The 24,381-nt window shown below is 73.4% G+C and carries 18 protein-coding genes; 3 read left to right on the forward strand and 15 right to left on the reverse strand.

What is annotated here, in order from left to right; all coding sequences use genetic code 11:
* Positions 1-53: 53 nt before the first annotated feature.
* From ACWGKU_RS06530 to nrdR, 10 genes are all read right to left on the reverse strand, one after another.
* Entirely contained in the window at positions 54-1,442 is a 1,389-nt protein-coding gene (locus ACWGKU_RS06530) for an ABC transporter substrate-binding protein (protein ID WP_452177374.1), read from the reverse strand.
* A gap of 299 nt (positions 1,443-1,741) precedes the next feature.
* Positions 1,742-2,956 (reverse strand): cytochrome P450 family protein, encoded by a 1,215-nt coding sequence (locus tag ACWGKU_RS06535; RefSeq protein WP_401046344.1) that lies wholly within the window; start codon positions 2,954-2,956, stop codon positions 1,742-1,744.
* A 35-nt stretch (positions 2,957-2,991) separates the two neighbouring features.
* Positions 2,992-4,236 (reverse strand): cytochrome P450, encoded by a 1,245-nt coding sequence (locus tag ACWGKU_RS06540; RefSeq protein ID WP_452177373.1) that lies wholly within the window; start codon positions 4,234-4,236, stop codon positions 2,992-2,994.
* A complete protein-coding gene (locus tag ACWGKU_RS06545) occupies positions 4,233-5,000 on the reverse strand; it encodes a GTP-binding protein (RefSeq protein ID WP_452177372.1) in 768 nt (255 codons plus the stop codon). Before ACWGKU_RS06545 ends, ACWGKU_RS06540 begins: the two co-directional genes overlap by 4 nt.
* Positions 4,981-5,349 (reverse strand): DUF742 domain-containing protein, encoded by a 369-nt coding sequence (locus ACWGKU_RS06550; protein ID WP_359907038.1) that lies wholly within the window; start codon positions 5,347-5,349, stop codon positions 4,981-4,983. Before ACWGKU_RS06550 ends, ACWGKU_RS06545 begins: the two co-directional genes overlap by 20 nt.
* Entirely contained in the window at positions 5,346-5,783 is a 438-nt protein-coding gene (locus tag ACWGKU_RS06555) for a roadblock/LC7 domain-containing protein (RefSeq protein WP_401046356.1), read from the reverse strand. The genes ACWGKU_RS06550 and ACWGKU_RS06555 overlap by 4 nt, the downstream gene beginning before the upstream one ends.
* Positions 5,783-7,564, reverse strand: coding sequence for a sensor histidine kinase (locus ACWGKU_RS06560; RefSeq protein WP_452177371.1), 1,782 nt, complete (start codon positions 7,562-7,564; stop codon positions 5,783-5,785). The genes ACWGKU_RS06555 and ACWGKU_RS06560 overlap by 1 nt, the downstream gene beginning before the upstream one ends.
* Positions 7,565-7,868: 304 nt before the next feature.
* Positions 7,869-8,633, reverse strand: coding sequence for an SDR family oxidoreductase (locus ACWGKU_RS06565; protein ID WP_401046362.1), 765 nt, complete (start codon positions 8,631-8,633; stop codon positions 7,869-7,871).
* 170 nt (positions 8,634-8,803) lie between these two features.
* On the reverse strand, positions 8,804-11,689 hold the full coding sequence (locus tag ACWGKU_RS06570) for a vitamin B12-dependent ribonucleotide reductase (protein WP_452177370.1): 2,886 nt from the start codon (positions 11,687-11,689) through the stop codon (positions 8,804-8,806).
* A gap of 207 nt (positions 11,690-11,896) precedes the next feature.
* Entirely contained in the window at positions 11,897-12,397 is a 501-nt protein-coding gene (nrdR, locus tag ACWGKU_RS06575; RefSeq protein ID WP_401055850.1) for a transcriptional regulator NrdR, read from the reverse strand.
* A gap of 574 nt (positions 12,398-12,971) precedes the next feature.
* Here nrdR and lexA point away from each other — a divergent pair.
* Positions 12,972-13,634 carry a transcriptional repressor LexA gene (gene lexA / locus ACWGKU_RS06580; RefSeq protein WP_359907136.1) on the forward strand — a complete coding sequence of 221 codons (663 nt, stop codon included), beginning with the start codon at positions 12,972-12,974 and terminating at the stop codon, positions 13,632-13,634.
* A 128-nt stretch (positions 13,635-13,762) separates the two neighbouring features.
* Here lexA and ACWGKU_RS06585 read toward each other — a convergent pair whose 3' ends face one another.
* Genes ACWGKU_RS06585 through ACWGKU_RS06605 form a run of 5 tightly spaced genes read right to left on the reverse strand, consistent with a single transcriptional unit; the run spans position 13,763 to position 21,616 of the window.
* Positions 13,763-15,877 carry an ATP-dependent DNA helicase gene (locus tag ACWGKU_RS06585; protein ID WP_401055405.1) on the reverse strand — a complete coding sequence of 705 codons (2,115 nt, stop codon included), beginning with the start codon at positions 15,875-15,877 and terminating at the stop codon, positions 13,763-13,765.
* Between the two features lie 12 nt (positions 15,878-15,889).
* Entirely contained in the window at positions 15,890-17,713 is a 1,824-nt protein-coding gene (locus ACWGKU_RS06590; protein WP_452177369.1) for an IucA/IucC family protein, read from the reverse strand.
* Complete coding sequence (locus ACWGKU_RS06595; protein WP_401048540.1) at positions 17,691-19,091, reverse strand: lysine N(6)-hydroxylase/L-ornithine N(5)-oxygenase family protein; 1,401 nt, start codon at positions 19,089-19,091, stop codon at positions 17,691-17,693. The genes ACWGKU_RS06590 and ACWGKU_RS06595 overlap by 23 nt, the downstream gene beginning before the upstream one ends.
* 9 nt (positions 19,092-19,100) lie before the next feature.
* A complete protein-coding gene (locus ACWGKU_RS06600) occupies positions 19,101-19,757 on the reverse strand; it encodes a GNAT family N-acetyltransferase (RefSeq protein ID WP_452177368.1) in 657 nt (218 codons plus the stop codon).
* On the reverse strand, positions 19,757-21,616 hold the full coding sequence (locus ACWGKU_RS06605; RefSeq protein WP_401048538.1) for an IucA/IucC family protein: 1,860 nt from the start codon (positions 21,614-21,616) through the stop codon (positions 19,757-19,759). The genes ACWGKU_RS06600 and ACWGKU_RS06605 overlap by 1 nt, the downstream gene beginning before the upstream one ends.
* Before the next feature lie 368 nt (positions 21,617-21,984).
* On the opposite strand from ACWGKU_RS06605, the gene ACWGKU_RS06610 reads away from it, so the two are divergent.
* Complete coding sequence (locus ACWGKU_RS06610) at positions 21,985-23,184, forward strand: trypsin-like serine peptidase (RefSeq protein WP_401048536.1); 1,200 nt, start codon at positions 21,985-21,987, stop codon at positions 23,182-23,184.
* Between the two features lie 74 nt (positions 23,185-23,258).
* Positions 23,259-24,377 (forward strand): trypsin-like serine peptidase, encoded by a 1,119-nt coding sequence (locus ACWGKU_RS06615; protein WP_380540165.1) that lies wholly within the window; start codon positions 23,259-23,261, stop codon positions 24,375-24,377.
* The last annotated feature ends 4 nt before the right edge of the window (positions 24,378-24,381 follow it).

Genomic DNA, 24,381 nt, shown 5'->3' on the forward strand with positions numbered 1-24,381 from the left:
GCAGCGAAGCCGACGCGTCGGTTGCTCCCGCCGGCAGCGAACCGGCGCGGCGGCTACTGCGGCCAGGCGGCGTCGATGTCGGCGGCGGTCTTCTGGATCGACTGCCCCTCGGCGAACCAGGCGGTCAGCGACTTCCACTCCTGTCCGGCGCCCACGGCGGCCGGCATCAGGTCGGAGCCGTCGAAGCGGAAGGTCGCCGACGGGTCGGTCAGCGCCTCGGCCGACAGCTTGTCGATCGGGTCGGTGTAGAGGCCCTTGTCCACGCCCTGGTTGGCCGAGACCCAGCCGCTCGCGGTCTTCACCCGGCTGCTCGCCCAGGCGGAGCTGGACAGGTAGTTCTGCACCGCCTGGGCCTCGGGCCGGCCGGAGAAGGCCGCCAGGAACTCGCCGCCGCCCTCGACCGGATTGGCGATCGACGGATTCACCGCGGGCAGGTGGAAGGCGAAGACGTCCCCGTCCGGGCCGACCTTGGTGCCCTTGGGCCACTGCGCCTCGTAGAAGGAGGCCTGCTGGAGCAGCATGCACGTGCCGCTCAGGATCGGGGTGCCCGCGTCCTGGAAGGTGGTGGTGGCGATCGACTTCACGTCACCGAAGCCCGCGTTGACCCAGGCCGGGTTCTGCATCCAGTCGGCGACCGTCTTCATCGCGGTGGTGATCTTCGGGTCGGAGAACTTCACCTGGTGGCCGACCCACTGATCGTACACCTCGCCGCCGTACGAGCCGAGCACCACCTCCTCCAGCCAGTCGGTGGCCGGCCAGCCGGTGGCCGTTCCGGAGGCGATGCCGCCGCACCACGGCTTGGCGCCGCCCGCCTTGGCGATCCGGTCGCTGAGCGCCATCAGGTCGGCCCAGGTCTTGGGCGCCTCGTAGCCGGCCGCCTTGAAGGCCTTCGGCGAGTACCAGACCAAGGACTTCATGTTGGCGCTCATCGGGGCCGCGTAGAACGTGCCGTTGACCGATCCGTAGGTCTTCCAGATCGGGCTCCACTTGTCCTGGTTGGCGACGGTCTGGGCGGGCGGCTTCACCACCTTGCCGCTCTTCACCATCTGCGCCAGCAGGCCCGGCTGCGGGATGATCGCGAAGTCCGGGGCGTTGCCCCCGGAGACCCGGACCGGCAGCTGCGACTCGAAGTCGTTCGAGCCCTCGTAAGTGATCTTGATTCCGGTGCACTTGCTGAACTCGGCCCAGGACTTCTCCAGGTTGTCCGACTCCGGGCTCAGGATCGAGGCGAACATCGTCACCGTGGTGCCCGCATGTCCGGCGTACGGCTGGTACGCGGCGCAGTCGCCGGACAGCGACGCGGCCGATCCGCCCCCGCCACCGCCCGAACCGCCGGAGCTGTTGGAACAGGCCGCGGTCAGCGCCAGCGCCGCCACCAGGGCGGCCGCGGCGACCGGACGACGGCGGTAACCCGGGTGCTGCGCGGTCGGGTTGAGGGTCAATGCGGTTCTCCTCGCCAGGGCGTGCTGCCGACGGTGGGCTGAACGACATCGCGCTGTACCGGAGATGGGCCTGCAAGGGATCACGGACGGGATCACGGACGGGATCACGGGCGAGCCGCGTCCGGACTGATCGAAGACGTTAACGCAGCCGCCGCCCCTCGCCAAGGTCCACGTTCGACCTTCACAAGCCGGTGTCCCGACCGTGACCCGCGACAGGCGGTCCCCGGACCGCCACCACCAGAAGTCGAAGGCCCCGACCGGAAATCCGGACGGGGCCCAGGACATGACGACACATCAGGTCAGAACAACCGGATCGGCAGCTCCCGCAGGCTGTTCACCACCAGAGAGGGGCTCGGCCGCAGCTCGGCGTCCGGCACCGCGAGCGACAGCCCCGGGAAGCGCTCGAACAGCGCGGGCAGCGCGATCCCCGCCTCCAGCCGGGCCAGCGGGGAGCCCGGGCAGACGTGCGGGCCGTGCCCGAAGGACAGGTGGCGGGCCGGGTCCCGGGTGAGGTCGAAGACCTCGGCCGTCACCCCGTGCTGGAGCGGGTCGCGGCCGATCGCGTTGTACGAGACCAGCACCGGCTCACCCGCCGGGATCACCACCTCGCCCACCGGGATGTCCTGCGCGGCGAACCGGAACAGGAAGTTGCTGGTCGGCGGCGTCCAGCGGAGCGACTCCTCCACCACCGCGTCCCAGGACACCCGGCCCGAGCGCACCAGCTCCAACTGGTCCGGGTGGGTCAGCAGCGCCCGCACCGCGTTGCCGATCAGGTTCACCGTGGTCTCGTGACCGGCCGCGATGATCACCCGCAGGGTGGCCGCAGCCTCCGCGTCGGTCAGCGCCCCGCCCTCGGTGTCGGCCGCCAGCAGCACACTCGCCAGGTCCTCGCCGGGAGCCGAACGGCGCTGCGCCACCAGGCCGTTGACGAAGGCGTTCAGCGCGGCGACGGTCGCCTGGATGCCCTCCGGGTTCGGCTTGATGCCGAAGAACCGCTCGTACAGGTCGCGCAACAGGCCGTGGTCCGACTCGGGAACGCCCAGCAGCGAGCAGATCACCGTCATCGGCAGCGGGAAGGCGAAGGCCGTCTTCAGGTCCACCACCGGCTCGCCCGCCGCCAGGGCGTCCAGCAGCGCGTGGGTGATCTCCTCGACGCGCGGACGCATCAGCTCCACCCGGCGCGGGGTGAAGGCCTGCGCGACCAGCGCCCGCAGCCGGCGGTGCTCGGCGCCGTCCGTGGTCACCATGCTCGGGCCGGGCACCGCCAGACCGATCAGCGGCCAGGTCTTCGGCACCTCGCCGCGCTGGTACGCCGCCCAGTGCGCGGCGTCCTTCACCAGCCGGGCGTCGGTCAGCAGGTCGCGCGCGGCGGCGTGCTGCGTCACCGCCCAGGCGGCGACCCCACCGGGCAGCTCGACCGGCACCGCCGGGCCGGCGGCCCGCAGCAGCGCGCCCTCGGCCGCGTTGTCACGGGCCAGCGGGTCGAGGACGATTCGGGCCGGGGCAGCGGTCATCGACAACTCTCTTTCGAACGGCGGGTGTTGAATGATCAGGCCGGGTGGCCCGGGGTGAACGAGACCGGCAGCGCCACCAGCCCCCGCACCCAGGCCGACGGCCGCCACACCAACGCGTGCTCGGCCACCGCCAGCCGAAGGTCCGGCAGCCGGTCGAGCAGCACCTCGATCGCGGTGGCGGCGATCACCTCGGCCGCCTCCTGCGCCGGGAACGGGCAGCCGTGCTCGCCGTACGAGTAGCTCATGTGCGCCCGGTTCCCCTCCGCCGGGCGGCCGTCCGCCTGCCGGACCGCCGGATCGGCGTTGGCCCCGGCGAAGCCCAGCAGGACCATGTCCCCCTCGGCGATCCGCTGGCCGCCCAGCTGGGTGTCACGGACCGCCCAGCGGCCGGCGAAGATCTGGGTCGGGGTGTCCTCCCACAGCGCCTCGTTCAACGCCTGGCTGATGCTGCGCCGGCCGCCGGCCAGCGAGGCGGCGAACCGCTCGTCGGTGAGCATCAGCCGCAGCGCATTGGAGATCCAGTACGAGCTCGGCTGGTGGCCGGCGATCAGCAGCACCCGCAGGTCGCGCATCACCTCGTCGTGGGTCAGCCCGGCCGGGTGCGCCAGCATCCGCGAGGCGACGTCGGCGCCCGGGTACTCCGCCTTCTCCTCGACCAGCGCGAACATCAGCTCCAACAGCCGCTGGGCGCCGGCCGGCGCGTCCGGGCCGCCGTCCAGCATCGCCAGCAGAGCCGCGATCAGCTGCGGCGCCTGCTCCTCGTCCAGGCCGAGCACCCGGCACAGCACCAGCAGCGGCATCCGGTGCGCGTACTCGGCGACCAGATCGGCCTCGCCGCGCCCGGCGAACTCGTCGATCAGCCGGTCGGCGATCTCCTCGGCGTGCTTGCGCAGCTCGTACGGGTCGATCCCGGCCAGCGCGTCGGTGACCGCGCGCGAACGCCGGACGTGCTCCTCGCCCTCGGCGTAGAGGATCGACGGCACGGGCGCCATCATCGGCTTCAGCGGCCAGTCGGCGGGCAGCGTCTCCCAGGCGTGCCAGCGGCTGGAGTCGCGGCCGAACAGCTGCGGCCGGCCGGTCACCTGCTGGAGCTCGCGGTAGCCGATGACCAGCCAGGCGGGCACGCCGCCGGCCAGCTCGACCGGGGCGACCGGGCCGTGCGTGGCGCGCAGCTCGCGGTAGAGCTGGGACGGGTCGGTCTGGAAGCGCGGCCCGTACAGCGGCGTGGCGCCGGCGTGCGCCGGGCAGCCCGGGGGCGGGGTGGCGGCGGGCTCGGTCACGGGGTGCTCTCCTCGTAGATCACGGTGCGGGACCCTGCCTGGGCGGGCTCCTCGGCCCCGGCGGCAACGGCCCCGGCGGCAACGGCACCGGCGGCAACGGCCGGAGCGGCCCCGCCGGTCAGGGCCCCCTCGTCGGCCCCGGCCAGGACGGCCAGGTGGTGGACCAGGGCGATCAGCACCTGCTTGCCGGACTCGCGGTCGCGCGCGTCGCAGTCCACCAGCGGTACCCCGGCCGGCAGGTCCAGCGCCTCGCGGACCTGCTCCAGGGTGTGGCCGGGCTCGCCGAAGTTGTTGCGGGCCACGATGAACGGCGTGCCGTGGTGCTCCAGCCGGTCGATCGCGTACCAGGAGTCCTCCAGCCGCCGGGTGTCCACCAGGACGACCGCGCCCAGGGCGCCGCTGAACAGCCGGTCCCAGAGGAACCAGAAGCGCTCCTGGCCGGGCGCGCCGAACAGGTACAGCACCTGGCGCTCGGAGAGGGTGATCCGGCCGAAGTCGAAGGCGACCGTGGTGGAGCGCTTGCCCCAGGCGCCGGCCGGGTCGATGCCCTCGCCCGCCCTGGTCATCACCTCTTCGGTGTTCAGCGGGCGGATCTCGCTGACCGAGCCGACCAGGGTGGTCTTGCCCACCCCGAAGCCGCCGACCACGACGATCTTCAGCGCGTTGTCGGCCGTCGCCCGCAGCGGGGTGCGCGCGCCGGCGGGCCGGACGCCGGCAGCGGCAGCGGCAGCGGCGTCCCACGCATCAGAGCCGTTGGAGGCCATGCAGCACCTGCTTCAGCGTGTCGAGGTCGGGCAGCCGGGCCTTGTTCGGCGCGAACCGGGGGTGGCGGGCGGTGACCGCCCCGGACTCCAGCAGGTCGCCGAGCAGGATCTTCACCACCGAGACGGGCAGCGCCAGCTCCGCCGCCACCTCCACGACGGCGGTCGGGGCCTCGCACATCCGCAGGATCCGGGCGTGCTCCGACTGCATCCCGGGCGCCGGCTGCCGCTCGGCGACGATCAGGGTGACCAGGTCGAAGGCGTTCTCCGGCGCCCGGCTGCGGCCCCGGGTGATGGTGTAGAGGCGGTCCGGGTCGTCGTCACGGCCCGGCAGCACCGGCCCGGCAGTCATATGCCGGCGCTCTCTTGCGCGGCGGCCTCGCCCTCCGCCTCCCGGGCGGGCGCGCTGAGGTGGACCCCGATCTGCTCGATCAGGCCGTGCATGTTGTGGCCGACCACGCCGACGTCCGCGTCGTCGTCCGTGACCACCGCGAGGTGCGCGCCCTCACCGGCCGCCACGATGCACAGGATGCCGCCGTGGAACTCGGTCATCGACTGCCGCACGCCGCCGCTGCCGTCGCCGAACTCGATGGAGGCGCCGTGCGCCAGGCTCTGCAGGCCGGAGGCGATGGCGGCCAGCTGGTCGGCCTGGTCGGTGCTCAGCCCAGCGGTGTGGCAGAGCTTGAGGCCGTCGGCGGAGAGGACCAGGGCGTGCCGGGTGCCGGGGGTCGCCGCCAGCAGGTTCTCCAACAGCCAGTCGAGGTCGCGGTCGGTGGCACTGCTCATCAGGTGTCCTTCTCGGTGACGGGGGAAGCGTCGGGCAGGGTGTCGGGATCCGTGGTCGGCGCCCCGGCGGAGGGCTGCTCGGCCCCCGCGGGACGGGCGGCGGCCCGGCGGAACGCGCCGAACCGGGCGGCCGCGCCGACCGCGTCGGTGCTCACGGCCTTCGCGGTCCGGGCCGTCGCGGGGGCGCTGGTCGCCAGCGTCTGCCCGCGCCGGCGCTGCGGCAGGCCGCTGTCGGTCATCCGGGCGGGCGCGGCCGGCAGGGCGGGCGCGGTGGACGTCTGCGTCCCGGTGGCGGTCGGCGTCCCGGCCGGGGTCCGCTGCGCGGAGGGCGCCGGAGGCAGGGAGGCGGACGCCGAAGGCGGGGAGGCGGGCGCGGGACGCGCCGAGGTGAGCGCGGGGCGCGCGGTCTCCACGGGCGGCGTCTGCGCCGGGACGAACGCCTGGACGGGCGCCGGGGCGGCGGTCGGCACCGGGTGCGTGACGAGCCGCGGCGGGATCAGCATCACCACGCCGGTGCCGCCGCGCGCCGACGGCCGGAAGGAGATCTGCAGCCCGTGCTTGCGCGCCAGCACGCCGACCACCGCGAGCCCCAGCCGGGTACCGGCGGAGAGCGTGGTGAGGTCCAGCGGCTCGGCGCAGACAGCCCGCTCGGCCCGGCGCAGCCAGCTGTCGCTCAGCCCCAGCCCGCTGTCCTCGACGGTGACCACCAGCCCGGCCGGCACCTCCTCGACGTAGACGTGCACCTCGGCCGGCGGGGCGGAGAAGTTGGTGGCGTTGTCCAGCAGTTCGGCCAGCGCGTGCATCACGCCCTCGGCCGCGTACCCGGCGACCGCGGCGGTGCTGGTGTTGTGCAGCCGCACCCGCTGGTAGGCGCCGATCCGGCCGAGCGCGCCGCGCAGCACCGACTCCACCGCGATCGGCTTGGCCCAGCGGCGGCCCGAGCGGGCGCCGGTGAGCACCGCGATGCTGTCGGCCATCCGGCCCGCCTGGGCGGTCGAGTGGTCCAGGCTCAGCAGGTCGCCGAGGACCTCCTCGTCGTGCCGGTGCTGCATCTCGCGCAGCTCGGCGTGCATGCTCGTGGCCAGCGCCTGGACCCGCCCGGCGGCGGTCGCGCAGACGGCCAGGGCGGCTGCCCGCAGCCGCTCGCCGCGGCCGATCTCCTCGCCGACGGCGCGCAGCAGCGCGTACTGGGGGTGCTTGCGGTGGACGGCCAGCGCGCTGTCCACGGCGGCGCCGGCCCGCAGCTTCGCCACCACCTCGGGCAGCACGCCCTCGACGATCCGGGCCAGCTCGGCGCGTTCCGACTCGGCCCGGGTCCGCTCCGTCTGCGCCCCGGCCCGCTCGGCGTCGAGTTCGGCCCGCAGCCGGGCCAGTTCGGTGTGCGCGGTGGTGGCGTCCGCCTCGGCGCGGGACTGGTCGCCGCGGGCGGCGTCCCGCTCGGCGAGCGCGGCGGCGGCGCGGTCGGCGGCGGCCGTCTCGGCCTGCCGGGCCGTGCCCGCGGCGACCAGCGCGGCCCGGGTCTCCTCGTGCTGAGCGGCCAGCTCCTCGGTCAGCCCGCGGGCGCGCTCCGCACCGGTCGAGGCGAGGCCGACGGCGATCAGCCAGAGCACCGTGACGGCAACCACCGCGAGGGCGGTGAGCGGCTGGTGCGCGCCGAACGCCCGGACGACGCCGACCGGCGCGGCGACCAGCGCCAGCAGCACGGCGGCCGCGGTCAGGGCGACGGTGCGCGGCGCGGGCCGTCGGCGCGATCGGCCGTCGGGGCTGGTGGCTTCTCTCATCGGTGCGGTCCTCGGCAACGTCGGCGGGCGGCGGCGCGGGCGGCGGGTCGGCGACGGTCGCGGCCGCCGACAGCTGGGTCGGGCGCATACCGGACCGCCCGGCGACGTTATGAAACGTCTCCGGGCGTCTGATCGGTTCACGCTTTCGGCCGATCATATCGATTCAGACATAGGCCTCAAGTGGCCAGTTGACGGCCAATCTCCTGCTTTCACACCGTCCACACCACACTGCGACACCCCCGCCGCCCACCCGCGTGCCACGGTTCACACCCCGAAGGACAGCCCCTGTCGGCCGCCGCCGAACTCAGCGGCGGCCGAACCGCCGTTCCAGCGCCTCCTCGAAGGTCCCCCGGCCCACCGCCCGGTCCGGCGTCAGGTTGCCGCCCGCCCGAAACCCGCGGCCGGCCGCACCCGGCACGCGCAGCGTCAGCAGCAGTCGGCGCCTGCCCGCCGCCCGCAGGTAGGCCTCGGCCAGCTCCCGGTACGAACGCACCTGCGGGCCGCCCACCTCCGGCGCGAAGCCGGCCGGCTCCTCCCCCACCAGGTCCGCGACCGCCGCCGCCACCTCCCGCACGTCCACCGGCTGGCACGCCGTCCCGCTCAGCACCGGGAAGACCGGCAGCTTCACGGAGGCGTCGAAGAACCTGAGTACCAGGTCGTGGAACTGCGTCGCCCGCAGCACCGTCCAGCCCAGCCCCGACTCCCGCACCACCCGCTCACAGGCGAGCTTCGTGTTGTAGTACGAGATCGGCACCCGGTCGATCCCGACGATCGACACGTACACCAGGTGCCGCACCCCGGCCTCCCGGGCCCGCGCCACCAGCGTCCGGACCCCGGCCAGGTCCTCCTTCTTCTGCGTGGTCGCGCAGTCCACCACCACCTCGACCCCGGCCATCGCCTCGGCGATCCCGGCGCCGCTCACCAGGTCGCCGACCGCCCACTCGACCCCGTCGCCCCCGGCCCGCGCCCGCCGGCTCAGCCCCCGCACCGCCGCCCCGCGCGCCACCAGCAGCCGCACCACCTCCCGCCCGAGCGTCCCCGTCGCCCCGGTCACCAGCACCGTTCCCATCACCGCACCACTCCTTCTCGGCAGAACCCGTCACCCCCTGTGGACCGGACACCACCCCCGAACGTGACATCGGCATTCCCGGGAACACGAAAAAGGCGGGGCGAGGACCGTGAAGTCCTCGCCCCGCCTCAGGTTTTCACCTCATCGGGTGAAACCGGGGTCGAGCGTGATCAGCTGCAGCCGCTGGTGGAGCCGCAGCCCTCGCAGAGGTAGCAGCTGCCGGCGCGGCGCATCTTGGTGCCGCAGGAGAAGCAGAGCGGGGCGTCGGCGTTGAGGCCGAGCTGGATCTCCATCAGCTCCGTGGAGTTGTGGGCCTGCTTCGGGGCCGTCCTGGGCGCCTCGACGGCCGGGGCCGGGACCACGGCCGGCCTGGCGGCGACCGGGGCGGACTGGGCGAGCGACTCGGTGTCGAGCTCCTCGGCCTCCAGCGGCTCGTACGAGCCCGTCTCCAGGTGGCGCTGGCGCTCCTCGACGGAGTGGATGCCGAGCGCCGAACGGGTCTCGAACGGCAGGAAGTCGAGTGCCAGGCGGCGGAAGATGTAGTCGACGATCGACTGCGCCATCCGCACGTCCGGGTCGTCGGTCAGGCCGGCCGGCTCGAAGCGCATGTTGGTGAACTTGGAGACGTAGGTCTCCAGCGGCACGCCGTACTGGAGGCCGACCGAGACGGCGATGGAGAAGGCGTCCATCATGCCCGCGAGGGTCGAGCCCTGCTTGGACATCTTCAGGAAGACCTCGCCCAGACCGTCGTCCGGGTAGGAGTTGGCGGTCATGTAGCCCTCGGCGCCACCGACCGTGAAGGAGGTGGTGATGCCCGGGCGGCCCTTGGGCAGACGCTTGCGGACCGGGCGGTACTCGACCACCTTCTCGACCACGGTGGGAGCCTCGGCCTGCGCCGACTTCTCCTCGGAGTCCTTCTTCTTGGCCGAGAGCGGCTGGCCGACCTTCGAGTTTTCGCGGTAGATGGCGAGCGCCTTGACGCCCATCTTCCACGCCTCGAAGTAGATCTCCTCGACGTCCTCGACGGTCGCGGCGGCCGGCATGTTCACGGTCTTGGAGATGGCGCCGGAGATCCAGGGCTGGATCGCGGCCATCATCCGCACGTGGCCCATCGGCGAGATGGAGCGCTCGCCCATCGCGCAGTCGAACACCTCGTAGTGCTCGGCCTTCAGGCCGGGCGCGTCCACCACGTTGCCGTGCTCGGCGATGTGGGCGACGACCGCCTCGATCTGCTCGTCCTGGTAGCCGAGGCGCTTGAGGGCGCGCGGGACGGTGCCGTTGACGATCTGCATCGAGCCGCCGCCGACCAGCTTCTTGAACTTGACCAGGGCCAGGTCGGGCTCGACGCCGGTGGTGTCGCAGTCCATCATCAGGCCGATGGTGCCGGTCGGGGCGAGCACCGAGGCCTGGGCGTTGCGGAAGCCGTTCTGCGCACCGACGCGCAGCACGTCCTGCCAGGTCTTGTTGGCGGCCAGCCAGACCGGGGCGTCCAGGTCGTCGTGGGAGACGGCGTCCAGCGAGGCGTCGGCGTGCTGCTTCATGACCTGCTGGTGCGGGGCCGCGTTGCGGGCGTAGCCGTCGTACGGGCCGACCACACCGGCGAGTTCGGCGCCGCGGCGGTAGGCGGTGCCGGTCATCAGCGAGGTGATGGCGCCGGCCAGGGCGCGGCCGCCCTCGCTGTCGTAGGCGTGGCCGGTGGCCATCAGCAGGGCGCCGAGGTTGGCGTAGCCGATGCCGAGCTGGCGGTAGGCGCGGGTGGTCTCGCCGATCTTCTCGGTGGGGAAGTCCGCGAAGCAGATGGAGATGTCCATCGCGGTGATGACCAGCTCGACGACCTTGGCGAAGGCCGCCGCGTCGAACGAGTCGTCGTCGCGCAGGAACTTCATCAGGTTCAGCGAGGCGAGGTTGCAGCTGGAGTTGTCCAGGTGCATGTACTCGGAGCAGGGGTTGGACGCGTTGATGCGGCCGGACTCCGGGCAGGTGTGCCAGTGGTTGATGGTGGTGTCGTACTGGATTCCGGGGTCGGCGCAGGCCCAGGCGGCCTCGGCCATCTTGCGGAACAGCTTCTTCGCGTCGACGGTCTCGATGACCTCGCCGGTCATCCGGGCGCGCAGGCCGAATTCGGTGCCGTTCTCGACGGCGGTCATGAATTCGTCGTTGACGCGGACCGAGTTGTTGGCGTTCTGGTACTGGACGGAGGTGATGTCGTCCCCGCCGAGGTCCATGTCGAAGCCCGCGTCGCGCAGGGCGCGGATCTTCTCCTCCTCCTTCACCTTGGTCTCGATGAAGGCCTCGACGTCCGGGTGGTCCACGTCGAGGACGACCATCTTGGCCGCGCGGCGGGTGGCGCCGCCGGACTTGATGGTGCCGGCCGAGGCGTCGGCGCCGCGCATGAAGGAGACCGGGCCGGAGGCGTTGCCGCCGGAGGAGAGCAGTTCCTTGGAGGAGCGGATCCGGGAGAGGTTGAGGCCGGCGCCGGAGCCGCCCTTGAAGATCATGCCCTCTTCCTTGTACCAGTCGAGGATCGACTCCATGGAGTCGTCGACGGACAGGATGAAGCAGGCGCTGACCTGCTGGGGCTGCTTGGTGCCGACGTTGAACCAGACCGGCGAGTTGAAGCTGAACACCTGGTGGAGGAGGGCGTGCGTCAGCTCGTGCTCGAAGATCTCGGCGTCGTCCTTGGTGGCGAAGTAGCCGTGCTTCTCACCGGCGGCGCGGTAGGTGAGCACCACGCGGTCGATGATCTGCTTCAGGCTCCACTCGCGCTGCGGGGTGCCGACGGCGCCGCGGAAGTACTTGGACGTGACGATGTTGACGGCGTTGACCGACCAGAAGTCGGGGAACTCGACGCCGCGCTGCTCGAAGTTGATCGAGCCGTCGCGCCAGTTGGTCATGACGACGTCACGCCGCTCCCAGCGGACCTCGTCGTACGGGTGCACGCCAGGAGTGGTGTAGATGCGCTCCATCGGGAGGCCGCCCTTCGGGGCCTTGGCGCCCTTGACCGCGGCCTTCTCGGACTTCGACCCGCGCGCCGAACCGCTCGTGGTGTCTGTCACTTCTCGCTCCTCCTCCTGGGCAAACGCCCGAAGTGCCCTGAAAAGTCCGGGCACTGCTGGTTCGTTCTTCCGGTGTGCGGGCAGGCGGAGACCTTGCCTGCTTACGCACGGTTTGTAGTGTTCTGTGCCCCGTTTTCGGGCACGCGTGGGCCCCGCGGGGCCATGGTGGTGCGACGGGGCCCGCCCGGGGCCCGGTGCCGGCGCCCGCTAGGGCGCGGCGGCGGAGACGGACACGGGGGTGTCGTCCGTCTCGGGGGCGCGGGGCCGTTCGACGCGGAGTTCCGCGATGGCGGCCTCGAAGTCCTCAAGTCCGTCGTACGCCTGGTACACGGAGGCGAAGCGCAGGTAGGCGACCACGTCGAGCTCCTTGAGCGGGCCGAGTATGGCCAGCCCCACGTCGTGGGTGGTCAGCTCGGCGCTGCCGCTGGCGCGCACGCACTCCTCGACCCGCTGCCCGAGCTGGGCCAGCGCGTCCTCGGTGACCGGGCGGCCCTGGCAGGCCTTGCGGACGCCGGTGATGACCTTCTGCCGGGAGAACGGCTCGGTGACGCCGCTGCGCTTGATGACCATCAGCGCGGCCGTCTCCACCGTGGTGAAGCGGCGGCCGCAGTCCGGGCACTGCCGACGGCGGCGGATGCAGCTGCCGTCCTCGGTGGTCCGGCTGTCGACAACACGGCTGTCGGAGTGCCGGCAGAAGGGGCAGTGCACCTCGGGATCCCTCCCTGGCAGAACGTTCGGACCTCTTGAGTCTATGCGATGTGCCCCCGGCCTGGGCAAGCCGATCATGCGGGGTGACCACTAGTACTGGGCACGGATGATGACTGTAGCCACTACATCTAGGAGTCCGGGGGAGGTGAGCACCATGGCGTGTCGATGCCGCGACGGCGCCGATTAGACTGCCGGAGTCGAGTTCTGCTCGAACATTTACTCGATGTACAACAAAGCCTTGATCGAGTCAGTCAACTCCCGAATAATTCACTCGAACGTGTGTTTGGCGCAACCTTTCGATAGGAGGCGCGTTGGGCTGGAAAAGGGGAGAGGACAGCCGTCGAGAGGGGCCGCCGTGAACACGATCGAAAGCAACACCATCCCGGTGCAGGAACACTCCCAGTTCAAGGTGGGGCAGCGCACCACGAATCAACAGGGTCTGGACATCAGCATGGACCGTAGCGAAGACCACCGTCTCCCCGGCGCGGCCCTGTCCGGAACGGCCCGCGTTCCGGACCAGCCGATCGAACACTCCGCCACCCTGGACGACGGCCATCCCGCCCCCGCCCGCGCGATGCCCGGCCGCCCCCCCGGGATCCGCACCGACGAGGCCGGTCTCACCGAGCGCCAGCGCCGGGTGATCGAGGTCATCCGGGATTCCGTCCAGCGCCGCGGCTACCCGCCGTCCATGCGCGAGATCGGCCAGGCCGTGGGCCTGTCCAGCACCTCCTCGGTGGCCCACCAGCTGATGGCCCTGGAACGCAAGGGCTTCCTGCGCCGGGACCCGCACCGCCCGCGCGCCTACGAGGTCCGCGGCGTCGAGGTGGCCCGCCCGAACACCGCCGAGACGGCCGGCCGCCCGTCCACCTCCTACGTCCCGCTGGTCGGCCGGATCGCCGCCGGCGGGCCGATCCTGGCCGAGCAGACGGTCGAGGACGTCTTCCCGCTGCCCCGCCAGCTGGTCGGCGAGGGCGAGCTGTTCGCGCTCACCGTGCGCGGCGACTCGATGATCGAGGCCGCCATCTGCGACGGCGACTGGGTCACCGTGCGCCGCCAGCCGGTCGCCGAGAACGGCGACATCGTGGCCGCGATGATCGACGGTGAGGCCACCGTCAAGCGGCTCAAGCGCGAGGACGGCCGGATCTGGCTGATGCCGCACAACTCGGCGTACGAGCCGATCAACGGCGACAACGCGACCATCCTGGGCAAGGTCGTCGCGGTCCTGCGCCGCCTCTGAGCTCCCGTGCCGCGACCGACGGCACCGGGAAGGGGCTCCACCGCTCGTGCGGGGAGCCCCTCCGGCATTGCGGCCCGGCAACCCTCGGCCCCTGGGCCCGGAACGCCGGGGCCCGAGGGCCGGGGCCCTCAGCCCCGCTTCACCACCGGCCGCACCGGCGCCGCCGAGGCGTCGATCGCCGCCAGCGAGCGGCGCACCTGGTTGCGGTCCGTGGTGTACCAGAACTCGGGCATCGAGGACCGGAAGAAGCTCCCGTACCGCTTGGTCTCCACCCGCGGGTCCAGCACCGCGACCACGCCCCGGTCGTCGGCCGCGCGCACCAGCCGGCCCGCGCCCTGCGCCATCAGCAGCGCCGCGTGCGTCGCCGCGACGGCCATGAAGCCGTTCCCGCCGCGCTGCTCGACGTCCTTCTGGCGGGCGCTCATCAGCGGGTCGTCCGGCCGGGGGAACGGGATCCGGTCCATCACGACCAGCTGGCAGGCCGAGCCGGGCACGTCCACGCCCTGCCAGAGCGAGAGCGTGCCGAACAGGCAGGTGGTGGCGTCCGAGGCGAACTCCCGGATCAGCTCGCCCAGGGTGTCCTCGCCCTGCAGCAGGACGCGCTGGTCCAGCCGCTCGCGCATCGCCTCGGCGGCCGTCTGGGCGCCCCGCATCGAGGAGAACAGCCCCAGCGTCCGCCCGCCGGCCGCACCGATCAGCTCGGCCAACTCGTCCAGCATGTCCGGCCGTTCGGGATCGCGCCCGGGGTCGGCGAGGTGCTTGGCGACGTACAGGATGCCCTGCTTCGGGTACTTGAACGGCGAGCCGACGTCGATCCCGCGCCAGTGCGGCACCGCGTCCTCGCCGAAGGCCGGGCCGGGCTCCGGGTTGTCCCCGGCGGTGCGGACGTCCGGCAGCCGCGTCTCGGAGGGCAGGCCGACGGAGGCGGCGACGCCGTTGAAGTCCCCGCCGAGCTTGAGCGTGGCCGAGGTGAGGACGACCGAGCGCTCCTTGTACAGCCCCTCGCGCAGCAGCCCGGAGACGCTCAGCGGGGCGACCCGCAGCGAGGCGGTGCCCAGCCCGTAGCGGTCGCTGCGCTCGATCCAGACCACGTCGTACTCGGAGTCCTCCAGCAGCCGCTCGGCCGTCTCGTGCAGCGCCTCGGCCGAGGCCATCGCCTGCTTGCGGACGGCGTCCTCGTCGCTGAGCCCCTTGTCCCTGGTCTCGCCGAGCGAGCTGATCACCTGGCGGGAGGCGTCCCGGATCGCGGTGACCGCGTACGCCAGGTACTCGGGCAGTTCCTCGACCCGGCCGGGCTGGGCGGTCTCCATCAGGCCGTGGTAGTTCTCGGCGGCGGCCTGGAGCGCGTCGACCGCCTTCTCGTTGGCCAGCCGCGCGGCCCGCTTGACCGCCCGGTTGACCGCCCCGACGGTCAGCTCGGCGGTGGCCGCGCCGGTGACCCGGTTGACCAGTTCGTGCGCCTCGTCCACGATCAGCAGCCCGTGCTCGGGCAGCACCGGCGCGCCCTCGATCGCGTCGATCGCGAGCATCGCGTGGTTGGTGACCACGACGTCCGCCAGCTTGGCCCGCTCCCGCGCCTTCTCCGCGAAGCACTCCTGCCCGTACGGGCAGCGGGTGGCGCCCAGGCACTCCTTGGAGGTGACCGACAGCTGGGCCCAGGCCTTGTCGGAGACGCCGGGGCTGAGGTCGTCGCGGTCCCCGGTGTCCGTCTCGTCGGCCCAGTCGCGCAGCCGCAGCACGTCCTTGCCGAGCTTCCCGGTGGGCCCGCCGAGCGCGTCCACCGGGTCGAAGAGGCCCTCGCCCTCGTCGCTCGGGGTGCCCTCGTTGGCCCGGTGCAGGCACAGGTAGTTGGAGCGGCCCTTGAGCATCGCGAACAGCGGCCGACGGCGCAGCACGGGGTGCAGCGCCTCGACGGTGCGCGGCAAGTCCCGTTCCACCAGCTGGCGTTGCAGCGCCAGGGTGGCCGTGGCGACGACCACGCGGTCGCCGTGGGCGAGTGCGGGCACCAGATAGGCCAGGGACTTCCCGGTGCCGGTGCCGGCCTGGACGAGCAGGTGCTCGCCGTGGTCGACGGCGTCGGCGACGGCCTCGGCCATCCGGACCTGACCGGGGCGCTCCGCGCCGCCGACGGCCGCCACCGCGGCGTGCAGCAGTTCGGGGATCCGCGAGCGCGGGACGGCGACGGCTTCCTCGGCCTCGTCGCCGAGGGCCGTCGCGGGCTGGGATTCGGAGTCGTTCGTCATGACCCTCCCACCCTACGGGGCGGGGGTGACAATCCGGTCCCGTTGCCCGGGCAGTCGCACGTCCACCGCGACCAGCGCGTTCGGCACGGTCCCGTGCCGGGCGGCGTGCGGGCGGTGCGGGCGGTCCTGGTAGCCGTCCAGCAGCAGCCGGTTGCGGTTGAGGCAGAGCCGGTCGATCCGGGGGCGGAACAGGTCGAACAGCTCGAAGCGCTCGCCCAGCTCGGGGAAGCGGTCCTGGTAGCGCAGCACCTCGGCGCGCAGCAGCGCCCAGAACTCGGTCTCGGGCAGTCCGGTCTGCGCCTCCAGCAGCGGGGCGAGGTAGCGGAAGACGCCGATGAAGAGCCCGGAGTGGATGAACTGGCAGAGTCCCTGCGGGCTCTCCCGCAGCAGCACCTCGGCGACCTCGGCGGGCAGCGCGTGCAGTTCGGGCAGGCTCTGCGCGCTGAGGTTGACGTCGTCCACGAAGTCCTTGACCGCGAGCCGGACCGGCACGTCGGACGGGTCGAAGACCACGATCGCGTTCTCGCCGTGCGGGGAGAAGACCAGCCCGTAGCGGTAGAGGAAGTGCAGCAGCGGCGGCATCGTCGCGGCGAACAGCCGGGCGGTCCAGTCGCCGGGGCGCAGGCCGGAGCGGTCGATCAGCTCGGCGGCGAGCGCCCGCCCGTCGGAGCCGGTCTGCAGCAGCGCGGCCAGGGTGCGGGCCCGCTCGCCGCCGTCCAGGAAGGGGCCGAGCGGCTGGCGCCAGATCGCGCCGAGCAGCTCCTTGTACTGGTACGGAGCCTCGGGCAGCTCGCGGTAGAGCGGGTGGTCGACGGTGACGGAGGCGATCTCGCCGAGCAGGATCACCCGGCACTCGTCGCGCAGGTACGGGTCGGCGTCGCGCAGCCCGAGCAGCCAGGCGGTGACGGCGGGCGCGGCCAGCGTGCGCTCGACCGGCAGGCCGCGCCAGACCAGGGTGTTCAGGACGGACAGCGGCAGCTTGACGGTGCAGCGCTCGGGGTGGGCGGTGTTGAAGAAGGAGCGGATGGACTGCTGGGGCAACCGTGGGTCGCCGTCCGAGGGCAGCGGGACGATCTCGCCGGAGGCGATCCAGGGGGCGAACAGCGGCAGGATCGTCTCGTCCCACTGCCAGGGGTGGACGGGCAGCAGCAGGTAGTCCCCGGCGTCCGGGCCGAGCGCGGCGCGCAGCGCGTCGACGTCGTCCAGCTCGCGGGCGTACAGCTGCTCGGGCCGTTCCAGGCCGGGCACCCCGCGGTACTCGGCGAGCCGGCGGTGGACGGCGATCCAGGGCAGCGGGCGGGGGCTGCGGGCCTCCGGGGCCCAGCGGGCGGCGTCGGTGCCGGAGAAGCCGATCCGGCCCTTGTTGGGCACGATCCAGGGGTGGCCGGTCTGCCGGCCCTCCAGGGCGGCGTGGTCGAGGTCGGCGAGTTCGGCGGCGGTCAGCGCGGTGGCGAGCTGGCGGGCGTCGGCGGTCAGGGTGGCGCAGAGCTCGCGGATCAGGTGGCCGGTGGTCTCGCCGCGCATGCCGAGGGTCTGCCGGGCGTACGGGAGGAAGCGCAGCGGGTCCAGGCCGTCCGGGCGGGTGCAGCGGACGGACTCGGGGTCGACCTGCCAGCTGTCGTAGGCGCCGCGCCGGGCGGTGAAGCGGTACTCGGCCTCGGGCAGCTCCAGCCGGTACTCGCCGGGCACCTCGCCGGGGACGGGCCGGAGCAGGTCCTCGTAGGCGAACTCGCCCAGCATCTTGGCCAGCAGGGCGCGGCCGGCCCGCTGCCAGTGCCCGGCGGTGAGGTGCGGGGGCAGGTGGAGCGGCGGTTCAGCGGCCGACGGTTGCGGCACGGGTCAACTCCTGGGGGCGGGGGACGACGGGGGTCCGGTGGTGGGACGCGGGGTCGGGGGCGGGTACGGGCGGTGCGAAGCCGGTCCAGGCGGTGCGGTCGGGCAGCCGGTGGACGGTGCGCCCGGTGACGGCGTTGAGGATCACGGCGGCCCGGTGGGCGCCGAGTCCGAGGTCGGGGGTGCCGACGCCGTGGGTGTGCAGTTCGGCGTTCTGGACGTACAGCCCGCCGGTGAGTTCGGGGCGGGTGGCGACCCGGTGGTCCAGGTCGACCCGGTAGCGCCCGGCCTCGTCCCAGTCGATCAGCTCGGCGAGCGGTTCGAGGGCGGCCGGGCGGGCCGCCCGGTAGCCGGTGGCGAGCACCAGGGCGTCGGTGCGCAGCAGGTGCTCGGCGCCGGAGTCGGTGTGCCGGCAGTGCAGTTCGAGGCCGCCGCAGGGGCCCGGTCGGGCGGCGGTGACGGCGGTGCCGGGGGTGATCTCGACCGGGGCGGTGTCGATCGGGCGGCCGATGGTGCGCTCGTAGAGGTGGTCGTGGATCTCGGCGAGGGTCTCGGTGCTGGCGGCCTTGTGGAGCTGCCACTGGGCGGCGACCAGCGCGTCCCGGACGGGGCCGGGCAGGCCGTGGAAGTAGCGGGTGTAGTCGGGGGTGAAGTGCTCCAGGCCGAGCTTGGAGTACTCCATGGGGGCGAGCGCCCTGGTGCGGGTGAGCCAGCGCAGCCGGACGCCGTCGCCCTCGTGGCGCCGGAGCAGGTCGAGGAAGACCTCGGCGCCGGACTGTCCGCTGCCGATCACGGTGATGTCCCGGGCGCCGGCCAGGTCGGCGCGGCGGTCCAGGTACTCGGCGGAGTGGAAGGCGCGCGGGTGTCCGGCCAGCGCGGCGAAGGCCTCGGGGAGGACCGGCCGGGTGCCGACGCCGAGGGCGAGGTTGCGGGCCCTGACCTCGGAGCGCCGGCCGGTCGCGGTGTCGGTCAGCTCGGCGCGGTACCAGGGCGCGTCCCAGTGCAGGGCGGTGACCTCGGTGCCGAAGCGGCAGCCGGCCAGCCGTTCGGCGGCCCAGCGGCAGTAGTGGTCGTACTCGCGGCGCGGGAGCTGGAAGCGCTCGGCGAAGTAGAACGGGAAGAGCCGGTCCTGGTCGCGCAGGTAGTTGAGGAAGGACCACGGGCTGGTCGGGTCGACCAGGGAGACCAGGTCGGCGAGGAACGGCACCTGCATCCGGGCCCCGTCCACCAGCATCCCGTGGTGCCAGCGGAACTCCGGGCGCTGGTCACAGAAGAGCGTGCGCAGGCCGGGGACGGGCTCGGCGAGCGCGGCGAGGGAGAGGTTGAACGGGCCGATGCCGACGCCGAGCAGGTCGTACGCGGGGGGTGTCGAGGTGTCCACAGGGGTTTCCTAGGCGGGGAGTTGGGCCTGCGCGGCGGGCCCGTCGGCCCGGTCGCGGACCATCAGGGCGGCGCGCTTGCCGGGCAGGTCGAGTTCGGCGGCGGCTCGGAATCCGGCCCGTTCGAAGGCCCGGACGGACCGCCGGTTGCGGACGTCCGGCTCGGCCACCACCCGTTCGCAGCGCGGATTCCCACGAAGAATCAATTCTGCGAAGGCGGCGAGGAGGACGGCGCCCAGCCCTCGGCCGCGGCTGGCGGCGGGGCCGAGCAGCAGGTGCACGCCGGTGTCGTACGGCCGGGCGGGGTAGTGCGCGGCGAGCGGGTCGAGGTCGGCGCGGTAGACCTCCCAGTAGCTCATCGGCTCGCCGTCGAGCAGGCCGAGGCAGGGCAGGCTCCGGCCGTCGCCGTCCTGCTGGGCCCGGACGTGCCGTTCGGTGACCTCCGGCGGCCCGGCGAGCTCCCAGAAGGCGTCGACCTCCGGGTCGTTCATCCAGCCGGTGAGCAGCGCCAGGTCGGCGGGCAGCAGCACCGGGCCGAGCCGGAACTCGCCCACCGGGGTGGGCACCGGGCCGAGCCGGAACTCGCCCACCGGGGCGGGCACCGGACCGAGCCGGAACTCGCCCACCGGGGCGGGCACCGGTGCCCGCCCGGGCAGCTCGTACGGCATCAGGCGCCCGCCACCGGGTTGGGGATGTCCACGTACACGGACTGGCTGGCGACCGGGCCGACCAGCTCGTCCATGCCGTTGATCCGGGTGAGCAGGTTGGCCTTGCAGGGCAGCGTGGGCGCGTCCAGCAGCAGGGCGGGCAGCGCCGAGCCGGTGGCGGCGGCCCGCGGACCGGCCAGGAACCGGCGCAGCGCCGCCAGCAGCACCGTTTCGTCGGCGAGCCGCTGGGAGCCGAAGGCGCCGATCAGGCCGAGCACGTGGTTGATGCCGAGGTAGTAGGCGAAGTGGTGGTCGATCACCTCGTCCGGCAGGAAGGTGTCGCTGTCCGTGCCGAGCCCGGGCAGCCGGGCGGCGAGCGCGCCGGCGGCGCTCTCCCGGTAGTAGTAGCCCTGGTTGTCGCGGTAGCGGCCGCCGCACGGCCAGCCCTCGGCGTCCAGCAGCACGAGGCTGTTCTGCTGGTGCGCCTCCAGGGCGATGCCGCCCCGGCCGTCCAGCCAGAGGATGGGCAGCACGACCGCGTCCAGGTAGCGCAGGAACCATTCGGCGGCCACCGTCCGCAGCGGGCGGGCGCAGCGCAGGGCCAGCGCCCGCAGGAGGTCGCCGAGCCGGGAGGGCACGGTGTCGCCGCCGCCGAGCGGTTGTTCGGCGACCAGCCCGGCGACGCACAGCACGCGGTCGGTGGGTGCGAAGGGCTGGGCGCGCAGCACGGTGTCCAGGCCGTTGGGGTCGCCGAGGTCGGGGTGGTCGACGCCGATCCAGGCCGGGTCGCGGACGATGTCGAAGCCGGGGTGGGCGGCCCGCCACTCGGCGGCCAGCCCGCTCTCCAGCAGCCGGTGCATCTCCAGGCCGCGGTGCAGTTCCTTGCGCAGGTTCTCCCGGCGGGAGTTGGTGATCCGCAGGCCGAGCGAGAGCTTGAGCATCCACGGGGTGCCGGGCCGGTAGACGGTGCGCACCGAGGAGGTGGGGTACCAGGGCTCGCCGGCCGGGCCGAGGTCGTGCAGCAGCCCGTCGGCGAGCAGTGCGGCGACGGCCGGGCGGTGGGCGAGTTCGCGGGCCTGCCAGGGGTGCAGCGGTACGGCGGCGGTGCCGGGCGGCAGCGCCGGGCCGCCGTCGAGCAGGCCGGCGGTGAGCTGCTCGGCGCTCTCGGCGACGGCGGAGCCGGCCGCGAGCAGTTCGCGGTCCACCGCGTACCAGTGCAGTTGGAAGGAGCCGTGCAGTTCGGGCGAGTAGGCGGCGCTCTGGGCGGGGCCGAGGCCGTCGCGGCTCTTGGGCGTGGGGTGCAGCGGGTGGCCGAGCAGCAGGGACTGTTCGGCGGCGAGGAAGTGCGAGCGCTCCGGCCCGCCGGGCACGGCGGCGGTGCGGCGGTGGGCGAGGATCTCGGCGGTGCGCACGACCGAGTCGGCGACCCGGCCGGCGAGGTCGGCGACCTGCCCGGGGTCGGGCCGTTCGGCGGCCGCGGCGGCGAGCAGCGCGGCGGCGGTGACGGCGTCCACCGGGGCCTCGGCGCCGCCCTCGCCGGCCGCGAGGGTGGCGGGGCCGAAGCGGTGCCAGCCGCCGGGCGACCAGTAGCGGACCGGGGCGGTGAGCCGGGCGGCCCCGCCGAGGACGGCGATCCGCAGTCGGCCGTCCGGGCCGGGCCGGGCTCCGGTCTCCCGCGTCCAGCAGCGCAGCAGGGCCTCCAGTCCGGCCTGTTCGGCGGCGACGGCCGGGTCGGGGTGCAGCAGCAGGTCGTGTCCGAAGGCCCGTGCCACGGTGGGCGGCGGTACGGGCGGGGCTCCGGTGAGGGCGGTGCTCAAGGCTGCTCCTTGGGGCGCGTGGGGGTGCGGACGCGCACTGTGGTGGAGGGGATCGGCGGGCACTCGCACCGTCGCGTCAGGTAAGGGTTACCTATCCATGACGGGTGATCACAAGGAGCGCTCACTCGTCCGGGTGAGAATCGGCGATTGTGCACATCCGGGGCCGGATGCCCTGCTGGGCCGGTGCACCGGCCGGGCCCGGATCACGGATCGGTGACCTCCGGCCGGCACCGCAACCCGGGGGGCGGGCACCGCCGTCCTTCTGCGCGATGGAAGACTCCAGAACGGCGGACCGCCGCACCGCGAACCGGCCGGGCACCCACCGCCCCGGTGTGCGGCCGCCCGCCGCGGCACCGTCCGGCGAGCCGGGACCACTCGGCGACCCGGCACCGCCCAGCACCCACCGCCCGAGCACAGGGGGAAGCGCACAGATGCCAACGATCCACCGGTCAGCCCTGGCCGCCGCCCTGGCCGCGGGCACCCTGCTCGCCGTGAGCGCCTGCGGGCCCGACGGCCCGGCGGGCGGCGGGACCAGCCCCGCGCCGCCGCCCTCCTCCGCGGCGGCCCAGGCCGCGGGCGCGGGCGCGGGCGGGGCGATCGGCGGAATCACCCTCCCGTCCGGGCTGCCGACCAGCCTGCTGGAGGGACTGCCCAGGAGCTGGGACGACCTGAAGAAGTGGAAGTTCGAGGACTGGGACAAGTGGGCGTCCAAGCACGTCTTCAACAACCCGGTGGTGAAAGACTTCTGGGACCCGGACAAGATGGGCGACTCCAAGCCCGCCGAGCCGGCCCCGCCCGCCGCCAAGCCCGCCCCCGCCACCCCCGCGCCGTCCACCGACGACGGCGTGACCGACCCCGAGCCCCCGGTGGTCAAGGCCCTGGCGATGCCCCGCCCGTACACGAAGCAGCCCTCCGGAAAGGTGTTCTTCTCCGCCCAGGGCGGCCGCGGCAACTGCTCGGCGACGGTGATCACCGACCCGCAGCACCCGGGAAAGAGCAACCTGGTCTGGACGGCCGGCCACTGCGTGCACGAGGGCAAGGGCGGGAACTTCTTCAAGGACCTGGTCTTCGTGCCCGCCTACAACAACTCGGGCGCCTCCAGCGGCGGCAAGCGGGCCCCGCTGTCCGAGCTGGCCCCGCTGGGCACCTGGTGGGCCGACCAGGTCACCGCCTCGCCGCAGTGGATGGTCGAGGGCGGCGGCAGCGGCGACGCCGCCAACCAGTACGACTTCGCGGTGATGCGCGTGCGCAACCAGAACGACACCGGCAAGTCCCTGGAGGAGACGGTCGGTTCGGCCGTTCCGGTCTGGTTCGACGCGCCGCGCGACCAGCTCAAGGTCTCGGCCGTCGGCTACCCGCTCGTCAAGCCGTTCGACGGCCAGGAGCTGTACAAGTGCGACGGCGGCAAGCCGACCCGGCTCTCCTTCGACGCCAAGCGCCCGACGATGCTGACCATCGGCTGCACCATGACCCAGGGCGCCAGTGGCGGCGGCTGGTTCGCCACCATGCCCGACGGCAGGACCGCCCTGGTCAGCAACACCTCGATCGGCACCCAGGAACACACCTCGCTGAGCGGCCCCTACCTGGAGGCGGTCGCCCGGCAGGCACTGGACTGGATCTCCAAGAAGTAGCAGCCGTACGAGGGAAGCAGCCGCCGGCGGGGGGCGGTACGGGACCACCAGCACAGCACGGGGGACGAGCCAGCATGCCGACAACCACCAGCCGGCGGCGCCGGGCCGCGACGGCCGGCGCCGCGCTGCTCGCCGCGCTCGCGCTGGGCGCCGCCGGATGCGGCCCGGACGGCCCGGCCCGGCCCGCCACCGCGCCCCTCGCCCTGCCCCGCTCCGCGCCCACCAGCCTGGGCGACCTGACCGGCTGGAAGGTGGAGGACTGGGACCGCTACGTCGCCGACAGCGCCTTCGCCGGCGACGCGGCGCCCGGCTTCTGGACGGCCGCCCGGATGGACACCGCCAAGCCCCGGCCCACCCCGGAGTACTCCCTGACCGCCCCCGCGGCGGCCGGTGTCGAACAGGACGCCCCGCCGGCCGCCGTCCCGGCCCAGCCGCTGCCGCACCCGTACGCCCAGGCCGGCGCGGTGGTCGGCCGGCTCTTCATGACCACGCCGCAGGGCGACGCGGCCTGCTCCGCCACCGTGGTCTCCGACCCGGTCAACCCCGGCCGCAGCAACCTCGTCTACACCGCCGCGCACTGCCTGCACGACGGCAAGGGCGGCGGCTGGTTGAAGAACCTGGTCTTCGTCCCCGCCTTCAACCGGGACGGCCGGGTGGTCCATGGCAAGCCGAACCCGGACCAGCAGGCCGCCCCGTACGGCCGGTGGACGGCGGTGCGCGCGCTGGTCTCGCCGACCTGGCGCCAGGAGAGCGGCGTCGGTGCCCGCAACCAGTACGACTACGGCGTGCTGCGGGTGCGCGGCGAGGACGGCTCCGGCAGGTCCCTGGAGGAGACGGTCGGCGGCTCGGTGCCGATCTGGTTCAACGCCCCGCGCGAGCAGATCACCGCGGCCGCCGCCTACGGCTACCCGGCCGAGCGGCCGTTCGACGGCCTGGAGCTCGAACACTGCGACTCCCCGGCCGCGCCCGGGAGGCTCTCCTTCGACCGGACCCGCCCGCCGATGTACGTGATCGGCTGCTCCATGACGGCCGGCGCCTCCGGCGGCGGCTGGTTCGTCATCAGGGACGGCAAGCCCAACCTGATCAGCGTCGGCGCGGTCGGCAACCGCAACCCGGCCGGCTACCAGGCCGGACCCTCCCTGCACGACCAGGCGAAGCAGGCCTTCGACTACTTCGCCAAGAACGTCCGGTAGCCCC

The organism is Kitasatospora sp. NPDC054768 (genome assembly GCF_053612025.1).

Bases quoted from the DNA above. Each gene is read 5' to 3' on its own strand.
- ACWGKU_RS06565 (WP_401046362.1), bottom strand. From the start codon at position 8,633: ATGGGAACGGTGCTGGTGACCGGGGCGACGGGGACGCTCGGGCGGGAG.
- ACWGKU_RS06550 (WP_359907038.1), bottom strand. From the start codon at position 5,349: ATGACTGCCGGGCCGGTGCTGCCGGGCCGTGACGACGACCCGGACCGC.
- ACWGKU_RS06535 (WP_401046344.1), bottom strand. From the start codon at position 2,956: ATGACCGCTGCCCCGGCCCGAATCGTCCTCGACCCGCTGGCCCGTGAC.
- ACWGKU_RS06545 (WP_452177372.1), bottom strand. From the start codon at position 5,000: ATGGCCTCCAACGGCTCTGATGCGTGGGACGCCGCTGCCGCTGCCGCT.
- ACWGKU_RS06615 (WP_380540165.1), top strand. From the start codon at position 23,259: ATGCCGACAACCACCAGCCGGCGGCGCCGGGCCGCGACGGCCGGCGCC.
- ACWGKU_RS06610 (WP_401048536.1), top strand. From the start codon at position 21,985: ATGCCAACGATCCACCGGTCAGCCCTGGCCGCCGCCCTGGCCGCGGGC.
- ACWGKU_RS06600 (WP_452177368.1), bottom strand. From the start codon at position 19,757: ATGCCGTACGAGCTGCCCGGGCGGGCACCGGTGCCCGCCCCGGTGGGC.
- ACWGKU_RS06585 (WP_401055405.1), bottom strand. From the start codon at position 15,877: ATGACGAACGACTCCGAATCCCAGCCCGCGACGGCCCTCGGCGACGAG.
- lexA (WP_359907136.1), top strand. From the start codon at position 12,972: ATGCCCGGCCGCCCCCCCGGGATCCGCACCGACGAGGCCGGTCTCACC.
- ACWGKU_RS06560 (WP_452177371.1), bottom strand. From the start codon at position 7,564: ATGAGAGAAGCCACCAGCCCCGACGGCCGATCGCGCCGACGGCCCGCG.
- ACWGKU_RS06555 (WP_401046356.1), bottom strand. From the start codon at position 5,783: ATGAGCAGTGCCACCGACCGCGACCTCGACTGGCTGTTGGAGAACCTG.